The 13578-nt window shown below is 70.4% G+C and carries 11 protein-coding genes and 1 riboswitch; of the genes, 7 read left to right on the top strand and 4 right to left on the bottom strand.

Annotation, left to right across the window (positions count from 1 at the left end; translation table 11 throughout):
• Nucleotides 1-271: 271 nt before the first annotated feature.
• The gene (nagB, locus tag AB0C59_RS12475) at nt 272-1057 is read left to right on the top strand and encodes a glucosamine-6-phosphate deaminase (RefSeq protein WP_363003483.1); all 786 of its coding nucleotides are present in this window, start codon (nt 272-274) and stop codon (nt 1055-1057) included.
• An 88-nt stretch (nt 1058-1145) separates the two neighbouring features.
• Here the strand turns inward: nagB and AB0C59_RS12470 are convergent, their stop codons facing one another.
• The 4 genes from AB0C59_RS12470 to AB0C59_RS12455 form a co-directional block, all read right to left on the bottom strand.
• The gene (locus AB0C59_RS12470; RefSeq protein ID WP_363003481.1) at nt 1146-2639 is read right to left on the bottom strand and encodes a glycoside hydrolase family 3 protein; all 1494 of its coding nucleotides are present in this window, start codon (nt 2637-2639) and stop codon (nt 1146-1148) included.
• Between the two features lie 7 nt (nt 2640-2646).
• Nucleotides 2647-3507 carry a carbohydrate ABC transporter permease gene (locus tag AB0C59_RS12465; RefSeq protein ID WP_363003479.1) on the bottom strand — a complete coding sequence of 287 codons (861 nt, stop codon included), beginning with the start codon at nt 3505-3507 and terminating at the stop codon, nt 2647-2649.
• Nucleotides 3504-4493, bottom strand: a complete 990-nt coding sequence (locus tag AB0C59_RS12460) for a sugar ABC transporter permease (protein ID WP_363003477.1) — start codon at nt 4491-4493, stop codon at nt 3504-3506. Before AB0C59_RS12460 ends, AB0C59_RS12465 begins: the two co-directional genes overlap by 4 nt.
• Before the next feature lie 112 nt (nt 4494-4605).
• Entirely contained in the window at nt 4606-5886 is a 1281-nt protein-coding gene (locus AB0C59_RS12455; protein WP_363003475.1) for an extracellular solute-binding protein, read from the bottom strand.
• Between the two features lie 423 nt (nt 5887-6309).
• Here AB0C59_RS12455 and AB0C59_RS12450 point away from each other — a divergent pair, with 423 nt between their 5' ends.
• From AB0C59_RS12450 to AB0C59_RS12425, 6 genes are all read left to right on the top strand, one after another.
• Entirely contained in the window at nt 6310-7074 is a 765-nt protein-coding gene (locus AB0C59_RS12450) for a GntR family transcriptional regulator (protein ID WP_363003473.1), read from the top strand.
• Between the two features lie 137 nt (nt 7075-7211).
• A complete protein-coding gene (locus AB0C59_RS12445; RefSeq protein ID WP_363003471.1) occupies nt 7212-7478 on the top strand; it encodes a DUF3311 domain-containing protein in 267 nt (88 codons plus the stop codon).
• Nucleotides 7475-9103, top strand: a complete 1629-nt coding sequence (gene mctP / locus AB0C59_RS12440; protein WP_363003469.1) for a monocarboxylate uptake permease MctP — start codon at nt 7475-7477, stop codon at nt 9101-9103. The genes AB0C59_RS12445 and mctP overlap by 4 nt, the downstream gene beginning before the upstream one ends.
• Nucleotides 9104-9325: 222 nt before the next feature.
• The gene (locus AB0C59_RS12435; RefSeq protein WP_363003467.1) at nt 9326-9832 is read left to right on the top strand and encodes a GNAT family N-acetyltransferase; all 507 of its coding nucleotides are present in this window, start codon (nt 9326-9328) and stop codon (nt 9830-9832) included.
• A gap of 87 nt (nt 9833-9919) precedes the next feature.
• A riboswitch (cobalamin riboswitch) is annotated at nt 9920-10010 on the top strand.
• A 143-nt stretch (nt 10011-10153) separates the two neighbouring features.
• Complete coding sequence (locus tag AB0C59_RS12430) at nt 10154-12532, top strand: ribonucleoside-diphosphate reductase subunit alpha (RefSeq protein WP_363003465.1); 2379 nt, start codon at nt 10154-10156, stop codon at nt 12530-12532.
• Nucleotides 12532-13551: a ribonucleotide-diphosphate reductase subunit beta gene (locus AB0C59_RS12425; RefSeq protein ID WP_363003463.1), complete on the top strand. Its 1020-nt coding sequence runs from the start codon at nt 12532-12534 to the stop codon at nt 13549-13551. Before AB0C59_RS12430 ends, AB0C59_RS12425 begins: the two co-directional genes overlap by 1 nt.
• The last annotated feature ends 27 nt before the right edge of the window (nt 13552-13578 follow it).

Here is a 13578-nt window from a genome sequence, read left to right as displayed (position 1 = left end):
GTTTGTCGGTGTCTCTTTGCCGGGCGTCCGCCGGGAGCCCCTGCGCAGCGTAGCCCCCCGCGGCCCGCGCGGGGGGCCAGATCGTCATGGCGATGTCCGCGAGTGCCTGGAGTTCCCGCCGGCTCGCCCCGCCACGCGCTGCTGTCAGCGGGGCGGCGTGGCTTCGTTCGTACGGCGGCGTGGCGAGGGTCGCCTCTGCTAGATTGGTCTATACCACATGTGATGTCCCTCCGGTTCTCCTGAGAGCCCTCTCCAGATCGGCAGGCCCAGCGTGGAAGTTGTCATCGTCCCGGACGCCAAGGCGGGTGGCGAGCTGATCGCCGAGGCCATGGCACAGCTGCTGCGGCGCAAGCCCGACGCCCTGCTCGGCGTGGCCACCGGCTCGACCCCGCTGCCCGTCTACCAGGCACTGGCGGCCGCGGTGCGCTCGGGCGCCGTGGACGCCTCCCGCGCGAGGATCGCCCAGTTGGACGAGTACGTGGGACTGCCGGCCGAACACCCCGAGTCCTACCGCTCGGTGCTCCGCCGCCAGGTGCTCGAACCGCTCGGCATCGGCATGGGGGCGTTCCTGGGGCCCGACGGGACCGCCGGGGACGTCCAGGCGGCGTGCGAGGCCTACGACAAGGCGCTGACCACGGCGGGCGGCGTGGACCTTCAGCTGCTCGGCATCGGCACCGACGGGCACATCGGGTTCAACGAGCCGTGCTCCTCGCTCGCCTCCCGCACCCGGATCAAGACGCTGACCGAGCAGACCCGCCTCGACAACGCACGGTTCTTCGACGGCGACATCGACCAGGTGCCGCACCATGTGATCACCCAGGGCATCGGCACCATCCTGGAGGCCCGCCATCTGGTGCTTCTCGCCACCGGCGAGGTCAAGGCGGACGCCGTCGCGGCCACGGTGGAGGGGCCGGTGGCCGCGGTCTGCCCGGCCTCCGCGCTCCAGCTCCACCCGCATGCGACGGTCGTCGTGGACGAGGCCGCGGCGTCCAAGCTCAAGCTCGCCGCCTACTTCCGCCACACCTACGCCCACAAGCCCGACTGGCAGGGCGTCTGAGGGCTCCTTTCGGAACGCCCGCTCGGGCGCGGCCCGGCAGCGCGGTTCACCGCGCCCGTCGTCCGTCCGCGCCGGCCCGGCGCCCCCCTCACACGCCAGCGATGACCTCCGCCGCCGCGCGCCCGCACACCCGTGCCGCCCCGTGCGTGGCGAGGTGCAGGGCACCGCGGGGAGCGGCCCCGGGGACGCCCATCTCGACCACGATCGTGTCGGGGCGCCGTGCCAGGAGGGTGGTGAGCGCGTCGGACATCCAGGGGTGCCGGTGCTCGTCGCGGACCACCGCGACGATCCGCCGCGCCCCGGCGGCCTCGAGCGCCGCACGCCCCGCGCCCTGGCCGGTGAAGGTGCCCGTCCCGGTGCCGGGCAGCAGCCGGGACAGTTCCGCCGCCAGGCCCCAGGGGGTCTCGTCGCCCACCGCGATGTTCGCGACGGGGGTGAGCGCCACGACATAGGGCGGTTCGGTGAGCGGGGTGAAGTGCCGCGCCCGGGTGGCCGTGAGCGCGCGCCGGGCCGCGAGCAGCCCGATGTCCTCCCCGGCCAGGGGTTTCACCCCGGCGTCGAGGGCGCCCGCGGACGTGGTCCAGCGTGCCAGGTCGCGGACCCGCTGCGCCGCCGCGGCGAGCCGCTCCTCGGCCAGTTCGCCCGTGCGCACGGCCGTGACGAGGGCGTCCCGCAGGCGCCGTACCGTCTCGTCGTCGGCGAGGCCGCCGCCCACGCAGATGGCGTCCGCCCCGGCCGCGACGGCGAGCACGCTGCCGCGCTCGATGCCGTACGTCCCGGCGATGGCCCGCATCTCCATGCCGTCGGTGACGATCAGGCCGTCGTATCCCAGCGAGCCGCGCAGCAGGTCGGTCAGGACGCGCCGGGAGAGGGTGGCCGGGCGGCAGGGATCCAGGGCCGGGACCAGGATGTGCGCGCTCATCACCGCTTTGGTGCCGGCCTCGACGGCCGCGCGGAACGGGACGAGTTCCCGCTCCCGGAGCACCGAGGGGTCCACGTCGATCCGCGGCAGGGCGTGGTGGGAGTCGACCGCCGTGTCGCCGTGTCCGGGGAAGTGCTTGGTGCAGGCCGCGACCCCCGCGGACTGCAGGCCCTCGACGTAGGCGGCGGTGTGCCGGGCGACCAGGGCGGTGTCGGCACCGAAGGACCGTACGCCGATGACGGGGTTGGCGGGGTTGGAGTTCACGTCGGCCGACGGGGCCCAGTTCAGGTTCACCCCGCACTCCGCGAGCCGCCGTCCGAGTGCGTGGGCCACCTGGCGGGTGAGCTCCACGTCGTCCACGGCGCCGAGCGCGTGGTTGCCCGGGAAGGAGGACCCGGTCCTGACCTCCAGTCGGGTGACGTCGCCGCCCTCCTCGTCGACGGCGACGAGGATGTCGTCCCGTTCGGCGCGCAGTCGGGCGGTCAGAGCGCGGAGTTGCTCGGGTGAGTCGATGTTCCGGCCGAACAGGCCCACGGACGCCAGGCCCTCGCCCAGGCGGCGCAGCAGCCAGTCGGGGGCGGTGGTTCCGGTGAAGCCGGGCTGGAGGACCGTCAGCGCGTCGCGCGTCAGGGTGTCGGTTCCACCGGCGAAGGTCGTCATCGGGGCGTCATCCCTTCACGGCGCCGGCGGTGAGCCCTGCGGCCATCTTGCGCTGGACGAGGAGGAAGAGCACGACGATCGGCAGCGCCATCATGGTGGCGCCGGCCATCATCGGGGCGTACTCGGTGCCGTGCTTGGTGGTGAAGTTGCCGAGCCAGACGGTCGCGGTCTGGTTCTCCTGGCTCATCAGCATCAGGGCGTACAGGTACTCGTTCCACGCCTGGATGAATCCGTAGACCGAGGTGGCCACCAGGCCGGGGGCGAGCAGCGGGAAGACGACCCTGAGGAAGGCGCCGGTGCGGGAGCAGCCGTCCACCATCGCCGCCTCCTCCAGTTCGCGCGGGATGTTGACGATGAAGCCCCGCAGCGTCCAGACCGTGAAGGGGAGGATGAAGGTCAGATAGGTGATGATCAGGCCGGACAGCCGGTCGTACTGCCCCAGGTCGTCGAGGAGCAGGAACACGGGGATGATCATGGCGACGAGCGGCACCATCTGGACCGCCAGGATGCCCACGATCACGACCTTCCGGCCGCGGAAGGCGAAGCGGGAGATGGCGAGCGCCGCCAGCATGCCCACCACGACGCCGATCGCGACCACCGACAGGGACACGGTCAGGCTGCGGCCCACCGGCCCCCAGAAGTCGGCGATGTCCAGCGCCCGGCGGAAGTTGTCGAGGGTGATGCCCGTGGGCAGCAGGCTCGGGTCGGGGTCGATGGCGTCCTTCGCGGGCTTGAGGGCCGTGTCGACCATCCAGTAGACGGGGAAGCCCGCGGTGACGAGGACGAGCAGGCCGAGCAGGTTCCAGCCGATCCTGGACCGTGCCCGGCGGCGGGCACCGGTGCGCCCGGACAGGGCCGTCGCGCTCATTCCACCTCTCCGATCTTCAGCATCTGACGCATGTAGACGGTGACGACACCGAGCAGCAGCACCACGGTGATCAACGCGATGGCGGAACCCTGCCCGTAGTCGTTGACCACGAACGCCTTGTCGTAGGAGTACGTGGTCAGCAGCTGGAACTCGGCCTCGGGGTGGCCGCCGCGCATCACGAAGACCTGCGGGAAGACACCCATGTCCCAGATGACCGAGAGGGTCGTGAGCATCACGACGATCGGTTTGAGGATCGGCAGGGTCACATGGCGGAAGACCCCCCAGGCCCCCGCCCCGTCCAGCCGCGCCGCCTCCTCCAGCTCCTTCGGCACCTGGGTGAGGCCGGCGCCGAGGGTGATGACCACGAACGGGACCGCCCCCCAGACCACCAGCAGCATGATCACCGCGAGGCCCTGCGGTCCGCTCGCGAACCAGTTGTGCCCGATCAGGTCGACCCCGGGCAGCTTGCTGAGCAACGCGTTCAGGACGCCGTAGTCCGAGTCGAAGAGCCACTTGAAGACGGTGGTCGCCACGATGACCGGCATGCCCCAGCTCGCCACCAGCACGATGTTGACCAGGGTCTTCATCCATCCCGAGACCCGTTGGAGCAGCAGCGCGACCAGCATCCCGATGACCATCGTGAAGATCACCGAGCCGGCGGCGAACACGATCGTGCGCAGCACGACCGCCCAGAACTCGCCGTCCCCGAGCACCGCGGAGAAGTTGGCGAAGCCGACGGACTCGGCGGGCTGGAAGCCCCACAGCTGCGACTGTCCGAACCTCTGGAAGGAGAGGGTGACCAGGCGGACCAGCGGATAGCCCATCACCAGGGCGAGGATCAGCAGGCAGGGCGTGAGCAGCGCCCAGGGGACGGCGCCCGCGCCCGGCGTCCGCGCCCGGCTCGCCCGGCCGGTGGGGGCCCGGGGCGGCGGGGCGGCCCGCGGCGGCGGCACCGTGGCGGGGGTGGTCGTGTCTGCGGCACTCATCGGGTGCTCCTCGGGGTCCCTCAGGTCGTGCCCGGGCCGGCCGTGCGGAGGCCGGGCCCACGGCCGTGGCCGCGGGCCCGTGCGCCCGCGGGTGCACGGGCCCGACCTCGGTTCACTTGGTGTTGATGACCTTGTCGATCGCCGCGTCCGCGTCCCTGGCGGCGTCCGCGACCGACTTCTTGCCGGTGCCGATGCTCTGGAGCATGGTCTGCAGGACCTGCGCCTTCTCCACCTGGCCCCAGCCGGGCGCCATCGGGACGAACCAGTTGGACTCGGCGGCGGTGGCCGGGACCGCCGTCGCCGGGTCGTTCTTGAGCGTGGCGAGGTCGGTCTTGTCGTTGGGCAGGTTGCCCTTGGCGATCAGACCCTTCTGGCCCTCGGAGCCGGTGAAGGCGTTGATCCACTCGGCGGCCAGCGGTTGCGCCCTGGACTTCACCGGGATCGCGAGATCCGAACCGCCCAGGAACACCGGCATGTTCCTGCCCGACGGGCCGGGCATCACGAAGTTGACGAGGTTGTCCTTCAGCTTGCCGGTCTTGTCGTTCTTGGGGTCGGCCGCGGTCGCGCCCTCCCAGGCGGCGCCGAAGATCATGGCGGACCCGCCCTGGCCGTAGACGATGTACCGGTCGGATTCGTCCTTGGTCCTGTCGCCGTGCATGTACGCGTCGATGACCGACTTGAACTCACCGAGCCCCTTGAGGGACGCGGGCGAGGAGAGGTTCGCCTTCCACTGCCCGCCCTCCTGCTTGGCGATCGAGCCGCCCGCGTCGTACACGAAGGACATGGCTGCGTACCAGTCGCGCGTGGGCTGGTACCAGGCGCTGAAGGTGCTGCCGCCCTTCTTCTGGATCCTGTCCAGGTCGGCGGTCAGTTCGTCGTACGTCTTCGGCGGTGCCGTGATGCCGGCCGCCGCGGCCACGTCCTTGCGCCAGTTGGCGACGCGGCCGCCCGCGTAGTAGGGGACGCCGTAGGTCTTGCCGTCGTACGTCACCGAGGCCTTGAGACCGTCCAGCCACTGCCCGGAGTTGTCGAACTTCGCGGGGTCGACGGAGGCGAAGGCGCCCTTGACCATGTAGCCGAGCATCTCGGTGTTGCCCATCTCGACCACGTCCGGCGCCTTGTCGGTGGCGAGGACCGCGTCCAGCTTGGTGTTCTTGTCCGGCCAGCCGTAGTACTCGTGCTTGATCCTGAGGCCGGGGTGCTTCTTGGTCACCGCGTCGTCGGCCGCCTTCACCAGCGCGGGCCAGTTGTTCTGGGCGTCGACCGTCAGCCAGACGGTGAGCTCCTTGGCGTCCGCCCCCTTGTCCGACCCCGCCTTGTCGCCGCCCCCGCACGCCGCGATGGAGACCATCATGCCCGCGACACCGATCGCCGCTATCAGCTTGCGCTTCACGCCACCCTCCTCAGGGATGCCACCAACCCCCCTTGTCCCCGCGGCGACTGACGACGCGTACCGCTCGTGGGGCCGGGATCTGGACCAATGGTGTAGACCAGTTCGGGCAGCTTGGCCCAGACCAATAGGCCTGTCAAGGGAGTTCACCGCGCTCAGGACGTCCGTTATGGGACCTACATATGCAACGACCTTTAAGTAGGAACCCAGCGAAATCGGGTGGACCACGTCCACCCCACCCGACTGGACCAGTGCGGCTCGGTGGACTAGACCAGCAGGAGCGGGCCCGGGTATACAGAGGGGATTCCCGCCCGCGCGGCGGGGATCGCGGACCATGTGGGCCCTCCATGTGAAGCCGTGCCACGATGTGAGCCGCGACCGGCACCGCGCCGGCCGCTTCGGCAGCGAAGGCCGGGAAGGCAGAGCATGAGCAGCGACGTCAGCAGTGCGGAGAACGAGGGCGGGGCGACCGTCCGCACCGCACGCGTGCCGAAGTACTACCGTCTGAAGAAGCATCTGCTGGAGATGACGGAGACGCTGACGCCCGGCACCCCCGTACCGCCCGAGCGCGCGCTGGCCGCGGAGTTCGACACCTCGCGCACCACCGTCCGCCAGGCCCTCCAGGAGCTGGTCGTGGAGGGGCGCCTGGAGCGCATCCAGGGCAAGGGCACCTTCGTCGCGAAGCCGAAGGTGTCCCAGGCGCTGCAACTCACCTCGTACACCGAGGACATGCGCGCCCAGGACCTGGAGCCGACCTCGCAGCTGCTGGACATCGGCTACATCACCGCCGACGACTCCCTCGCCGCGCTGCTCGACATCTCGGCCGGCGGCCGGGTGCTGCGCATCGAGCGACTGCGGCTGGCGAGCGGCGAGCCGATGGCGATAGAGACGACCCATCTGTCCGCCAAGCGCTTCCCGGCGCTGCGCCGCAGCCTGGTGAAGTACACCTCCCTCTACACGGCGCTCGCGGAGGTCTACGACGTCCACCTCGCCGAGGCCGAGGAGACCATCGAGACCTCGCTGGCCACACCGCGCGAGGCGGGGCTGCTCGGCACGGACGTGGGCCTGCCGATGCTGATGCTCTCCCGGCACTCGCTGGACCGGCAGGGCAGGCCGGTGGAATGGGTGCGGTCGGTGTACCGCGGCGACCGGTACAAGTTCGTGGCACGGCTCAGGCGCCCGCAGGACTGACCCGCCGCCGGGTGCCCGGACCACGGTCCCGGCACATATCGCTATCGATATACGGACAGGTACTTCCGTTTCCGTGGCGGTGTCACCTAGATTGCCTGCGCGTCACATGGTGATCACCGAAGGGACGGAGCCGCCAGATGTCCACTCAGCCGGATGAGACCAGACCGGCGGTGGTGACGCCCACACGCGTCGTCGTCGCCGCCTGCCTCGTAGCACCCTTCGTAGCCCTGCTCTGGGTCGGCTCGTACGCCAGGATCGACCCCACGCTCGCCGGAATCCCGTTCTTCTACTGGTACCAGATGCTGTGGGTCCTCATCTCCACGGCGCTGACCGTCACCGCCTACGTGCTGTGGCAGCGCGACCAGCGCTCCCGCGGCCACCGGAAGGGAGGTGCGGCGCGATGAAGAACGGTGTGAACGGCGTCGCGCTCGGCGTCTTCGTCTTCTTCTTCCTGGCCGTCACCGTCATGGGCTTCCTCGCGGCCCGCTGGCGCAAGGCCGACAACGAGCACAGCCTGGACGAATGGGGTCTGGGCGGTCGCTCCTTCGGCACCTGGGTCACCTGGTTCCTGCTCGGCGGCGACCTGTACACGGCGTACACCTTCGTGGCCGTCCCGGCGGCGATCTACGCGGCGGGCGCGGCGGGCTTCTTCGCGGTGCCGTACACCGTCCTGGTCTATCCGATCATCTTCCTGTTCCTGCCCCGGCTGTGGTCGGTGTCGCACCGGCACGGATACGTGACGACCTCCGACTTCGTGCGCGGCCGTTTCGGTTCCAGGGCGCTGGCCCTGGCGGTGGCGCTCACCGGCATCCTGGCGACGATGCCGTACATCGCGCTCCAGCTCGTCGGCATCCAGGCCGTGCTGGACGTGATGGGCGTGGGCGGCGGGGAGAGCACCAACTGGTTCGTGAAGGACCTGCCGCTGCTGATCGCGTTCGGCGTGCTCGCGGCGTACACGTACTCGTCGGGCCTGCGCGCGCCCGCGCTGATCGCGTTCGTGAAGGACGCGCTCATCTACATCGTCATCGCGGTCGCGATCATCTACATCCCGATCAAGCTCGGCGGCTTCGACGACGTCTTCGCCAAGGCGGGCCACGCGCTCAGCCAGGTCAGCCCGGCCACCGGCAAGCCGCGCGGCGCCCTCGTGCCGCCGCACGCGGGCCAGTGGACGTACGCCACGCTCGCACTGGGCTCGGCGCTCGCCCTGTTCATGTACCCGCACTCGATCACGGCGACGCTGTCCTCACGCAGCCGTGACGTGATCCGCCGCAACACCACGATCCTGCCGCTGTACTCGCTCATGCTGGGGCTGCTGGCGCTGCTCGGCGTCATGGCCATCGCCGCGGGGGTGAAGGTGCAGAACGGGCAGCTGGCCATTCCGCAGCTGTTCGAGAACATGTTCCCGGACTGGTTCGCGGGTGTGGCCTTCGCGGCGATCGGCATCGGCGCGCTGGTTCCGGCGGCCATCATGTCCATCGCGGCCGCGAACCTGTTCACGCGCAACATCTACAAGGAGTTCCTCAAGCCGGACGCCACGCCGGCGCAGGAGACCAAGGTCTCCAAGATCGTGTCGCTGCTGGTGAAGGTGGGCGCCCTGGTCTTCGTCCTGACCATGGACAAGACGGTGGCGATCAACTTCCAGCTGCTCGGCGGGATCTGGATCCTGCAGACCTTCCCGGCCCTGGTCGGTGGGCTGTTCACCCGCTGGTTCCACCGGTGGGCGCTGCTCGCGGGCTGGGCGGTCGGCATGGCGTACGGGACGCTCGCCGCGTACGGCGTCGCCTCGCCGACCCAGAGCCACTTCGGCGGGTCGGCCAAGGAGATCCCCGGGATCGGGGAGGTCGGGTACATCGGGCTGACGGCGTTCGTGCTGAACCTGGTGACCGCGGTGGTTCTGACGTTCGTGCTGAAGGCGGTCAAGGCGCCGGAAGGGGTGGACGAGACCAGGCCGGAGGACTACGTCGCCGACGCGGGTGATCCTGGGGTCGAGGTGGAGTTGCCTCCGGCGACGGCGGGGGTGTCGTCCTAGGCGGTCCGACGGGGGTGTGGGGCTGCTCCCCCACGCCCCCCGTCCCGGGGGCTGACCCGTGCGTGGTCGGGTGCGGGGCCGTCGGGGGTTTGCGCAGTTCCCCGCGCCCCTAGCAGGGGGTTGCCGTGCGTGGTCGGGTGCGGGTTCGTGGGGGTTTTCGCGCAGTTCCCCGCGCCCCTGTCCCGGGGGCTGGTCGTGCGTGGTCGAGGGGAGGGGGCGGGTGTGGGGGTTGTTGTTCGGGGGGTGAGGGGTGGGGAGTACGGGGGGCTGGGGGAGATCACCGCTCAGGCGTATCTCCTGGACGGGCTGCTCGACTTCGGGGAGGCGGATCCCTACCTCGGTGAGCTGCGGGACGTGGCCAGGCGGGTGGCCTCGGCCGAGGTGCTGGTGGCCGTGGAGGACGGGCGGCTGCTCGGCGGGGTGACCTTCGTGCCGGCCGGCGGGCCCATGGCCGACATCGCCGGGCCCGGGGAGGCCGAGATCCGGATGCTGGCCGTCGACCGCGCGGCCCGGGGCCGCGGCGCCGGCGAGGCCCTCGTGCGCGCCTGCCTCGACCGTGCCCGGAGCGTCCCCGGCTGTGCGCGTGTCGTGCTGTCCACCCAGCCGTCCATGCACGCCGCTCACCGCGTCTACGAACGCCTCGGCTTCGCCCGTACCCCCGAGCGTGACTGGAACCCCCTGCCGCACCTCACGGACCTCGTCCTGCTCACCTATGAGTTGACACTCTGACACGCTCCGGAGCCGACACGGCACAACATCTGGGGGTGCCACCGCGACCCGGCACAAGATGTATGCTCATGCTCGCTGTCGCTGCAGGGGAATCCGGTGCGAATCCGGAACTGTCCCGCAACGGTGTACTCGTGCGTGCCCGCCTTCCGGGACACGCAGGAGAGTCAGTCCGAGGACCTGTCGACAGCGCGCCCCGGCCGTCCGGCCCAGGGCGCGTGACGTCCGGGTCTCGCGGAGTGGGCCGGTGGACGCGACGCCGTGTGCGCTCGTGGCTGCCCCCTGCCCTCCGCCAGGCCCCCGTGCCGAGCGAGGGAGAGCCACATGACCATCGCGCCAGCCGATCCGGCTTCAGCGACCCAGGTCGAGACCGACGGGACGGACGGTCCCGGTGCCGTGCTGCTGCGGACCCTGACCGAACTGACCGCCGACCTCCCCGACGCCGACCCCGGCCGGGTCGCCGCCGCCGCGTTGCGCGGCCGTTCCGCGCGGGCGGACGCGGCGGAGCTGCGCGACCTGGCCACGGAGGCGTCCGCCGGACTCATCTCCGAGGACCCGGCCTACTCCAAGCTCGCCGCCCGGCTGCTGACGATCGGTATCCGCGCCGAGGCCGCCTCACAGGGCGTCACGTCCTTCACCGAGTCCATCGCGGTCGGACAGCGTGAGGGGCTGATCGCGGACCGGACCGCCGAGTTCGTGCGCGTGCACGCGGCGCGGCTCGACGCGATGATCGACAAGGCCGCCGACGACCGCTTCGGCTACTTCGGTCTGCGCACCCTGCACAGCCGCTACCTGCTCCGGCACCCGATCACCCGCAAGGTGATCGAGACCCCCCAGCACTTCCTGCTGCGGGTCGCGGCCGGGCTCGCCGAGGACGACACCGCGCGGGCGGTCGACGAGGTGGCGGCCCTGTACGGCCTGATGAGCCGCCTGGACTACCTGCCGTCCTCCCCCACGCTCTTCAACTCCGGCACCCGGCACCCGCAGATGTCGTCCTGCTACCTCCTGGACTCCCCCAAGGACGAGCTGGACTCGATCTACGACCGGTACCACCAGGTCGCACGCCTGTCCAAGCACGCCGGCGGCATCGGCCTGTCGTACTCCCGCATCCGTTCCCGGGGCTCCCTCATCCGGGGCACCAACGGGCACTCCAACGGCATCGTGCCGTTCCTGAAGACCCTGGACGCCTCGGTCGCCGCCGTGAACCAGGGGGGCCGCCGCAAGGGCGCCGCCGCCGTCTACCTGGAGACCTGGCACTCCGACATCGAGGAGTTCCTGGAGCTGCGCGACAACACGGGTGAGGACGCCCGCCGTACGCACAACCTGAACCTCGCCCACTGGATCCCGGACGAGTTCATGCGCCGGGTCGACAGCGACGGGCAGTGGTCGTTGTTCTCCTCCTCCGACGTGCCGGAACTGGTCGACCTGTGGGGCGAGGAGTTCGACGCCGCGTACCGCAGGGCGGAGGCGGCGGGCCTGGCGAGGAAGACGATGCCCGCCCGTGAGCTGTACGGCCGCATGATGCGCACGCTCGCGCAGACCGGCAACGGCTGGATGACGTTCAAGGACGCCGCCAACCGCACCGCCAACCAGACGGCCGAGCCGGGCCACGTCGTGCACTCCTCGAACCTCTGCACCGAGATCCTGGAGGTCACGGACGACGGGGAGACCGCGGTCTGCAACCTGGGCTCCGTCAACCTCGGCGCGTTCGTCGACGCGGCGCGCGGCGAGCTGGACTGGGAGCGGCTGGACGACGCCGTCCGCACCGCCGTGACCTTCCTGGACCGCGTGGTCGACATCAACTTCTACCCGACCGAGCAGGCGGGCCGCTCGAACGCCAGGTGGCGTCCGGTGGGCCTGGGCGCCATGGGGTTGCAGGACGTCTTCTTCGAGCTGCGCCTGCCGTTCGACTCCCCCGAGGCGAAGGCCCTGTCCAGCCGGATCGCGGAGCGCGTCATGCTCGCCGCGTACGAGGCCTCGACCGACCTCGCCGAGCGCAACGGCCCGGTGCCGGCCTGGGAGAAGACCCGCACCGCCCGGGGCGTGCTGCACCCCGACCACTACGGCGTCGAGCTGACCTGGCCGGAGCGCTGGGCCGCGCTGCGGGAGCGGATCGCCACCGTCGGCATGCGCAACTCGCTGCTGCTGGCCATCGCACCGACCGCCACCATCGCCTCCATCGCGGGCGCCTACGAGTGCATCGAGCCGCAGGTCTCCAACCTGTTCAAGCGCGAGACGCTGTCGGGCGAGTTCCTCCAGGTCAACTCCTACCTGGTGCGCGAGCTGAAGGAACTGGGCGTGTGGGACGCGCGCACCCGGGAGGCGCTGCGCGACGCGAACGGCTCGGTGCAGGACTTCCGCTGGATCCCCGAGGACGTACGGCGCCTGTACCGCACGGCGTGGGAGATCCCGCAGCGCGGTCTGATCGACATGGCCGCCGCCCGCACCCCGTTCCTGGACCAGGCCCAGTCCCTGAACCTGTTCCTGGAGACGCCGACCATCGGCAAGCTCTCCTCGATGTACGCGTACGCCTGGAAGCAGGGCCTGAAGACGACGTACTACCTGCGGTCGCGACCCGCGACCCGTATCGCCCGCGCCGCCCAGGCGCAGACCCCCGCCGCCCTTCCGGTGCAGCAGACCACCGACCCCGACGCGGTCGCCTGCTCCCTGGAGAACCCCGAGTCCTGCGAGGCCTGCCAGTAATGACCAGCACCACCCGCAACACCAACCTCCTCGACCCGGGTTTCGAGCTGACCCTGCGTCCGATGCGCTACCCCGACTTCTACGAGCGCTACCGGGACGCGATCAAGAACACCTGGACCGTGGAGGAGGTCGACCTCCACTCCGACGTCGCCGACCTCGCCAAGCTGACCCCGGCCGAACAGCACCTGATCGGCCGTCTGGTGGCGTTCTTCGCGACGGGCGACTCGATCGTCGCCAACAACCTCGTGCTCACGCTGTACAAGCACATCAACTCCCCGGAGGCGCGCCTGTACCTGTCGCGCCAGCTGTTCGAGGAGGCCGTGCACGTCCAGTTCTATCTGACCCTCCTGGACACCTACCTCCCCGACCCGGAGGACCGCACCGCCGCGTTCGCGGCCGTGGAGAACATCCCGTCCATCCGGGAGAAGGCCGAGTTCTGCTTCCGGTGGATGGACTCGGTGGAGAAGCTGGACCAGCTGGAGACGAAGGCCGACCGCCGCCGCTTCCTGCTGAACCTGATCTGCTTCGCCGCGTGCATCGAGGGCCTGTTCTTCTACGGCGCCTTCGCGTACGTCTACTGGTTCCGCAGCCGTGGCCTGCTGCACGGCCTGGCCACCGGCACCAACTGGGTGTTCCGGGACGAGACCATGCACATGTCCTTCGCCTTCGACGTGGTGGACACCGTCCGCAAGGAGGAGCCGGACCTCTTCGACGACCAGCTTCAGCAGCAGGTCGTCGACATGCTGCGGGAGGCCGTGGAGGCCGAGCTGCAGTTCGCGCGCGACCTGTGCGGTGACGGCCTGCCAGGCATGAACACCGAGTCGATGCGGCAGTACCTGGAGTGCGTCGCCGACCAGCGGCTCACCCGGCTCGGGTTCGCCCCGGTGTACGGCTCGGAGAACCCCTTCTCCTTCATGGAGCTCCAGGGGGTCCAGGAGCTGACCAACTTCTTCGAGCGGCGTCCGTCGGCGTACCAGGTGGCGGTGGAGGGCAGCGTCGACCTGGACGAGGACTTCTGAGCCGGCGCTCCTCCACCGAGGAGCACG

The sequence above is a fragment of the Streptomyces sp. NPDC048664 genome (assembly GCF_040650555.1).
Lineage (GTDB): Bacteria > Actinomycetota > Actinomycetes > Streptomycetales > Streptomycetaceae > Streptomyces.
The sequence above is the reverse complement of the archived record's forward strand: the minus strand, read 5'-3'. Positions and strand labels throughout refer to the sequence as shown.

Coding starts and splice junctions, on each gene's coding strand:
- AB0C59_RS12425 (WP_363003463.1), top strand. CDS start 12,532: ATGACCAGCACCACCCGCAACACCAACCTCCTCGACCCGGGTTTCGAG.
- AB0C59_RS12470 (WP_363003481.1), bottom strand. CDS start 2,639: ATGACGACCTTCGCCGGTGGAACCGACACCCTGACGCGCGACGCGCTG.
- AB0C59_RS12450 (WP_363003473.1), top strand. CDS start 6,310: ATGAGCAGCGACGTCAGCAGTGCGGAGAACGAGGGCGGGGCGACCGTC.
- AB0C59_RS12445 (WP_363003471.1), top strand. CDS start 7,212: ATGTCCACTCAGCCGGATGAGACCAGACCGGCGGTGGTGACGCCCACA.
- mctP (WP_363003469.1), top strand. CDS start 7,475: ATGAAGAACGGTGTGAACGGCGTCGCGCTCGGCGTCTTCGTCTTCTTC.
- AB0C59_RS12460 (WP_363003477.1), bottom strand. CDS start 4,493: ATGAGTGCCGCAGACACGACCACCCCCGCCACGGTGCCGCCGCCGCGG.
- AB0C59_RS12430 (WP_363003465.1), top strand. CDS start 10,154: ATGACCATCGCGCCAGCCGATCCGGCTTCAGCGACCCAGGTCGAGACC.
- AB0C59_RS12465 (WP_363003479.1), bottom strand. CDS start 3,507: ATGAGCGCGACGGCCCTGTCCGGGCGCACCGGTGCCCGCCGCCGGGCA.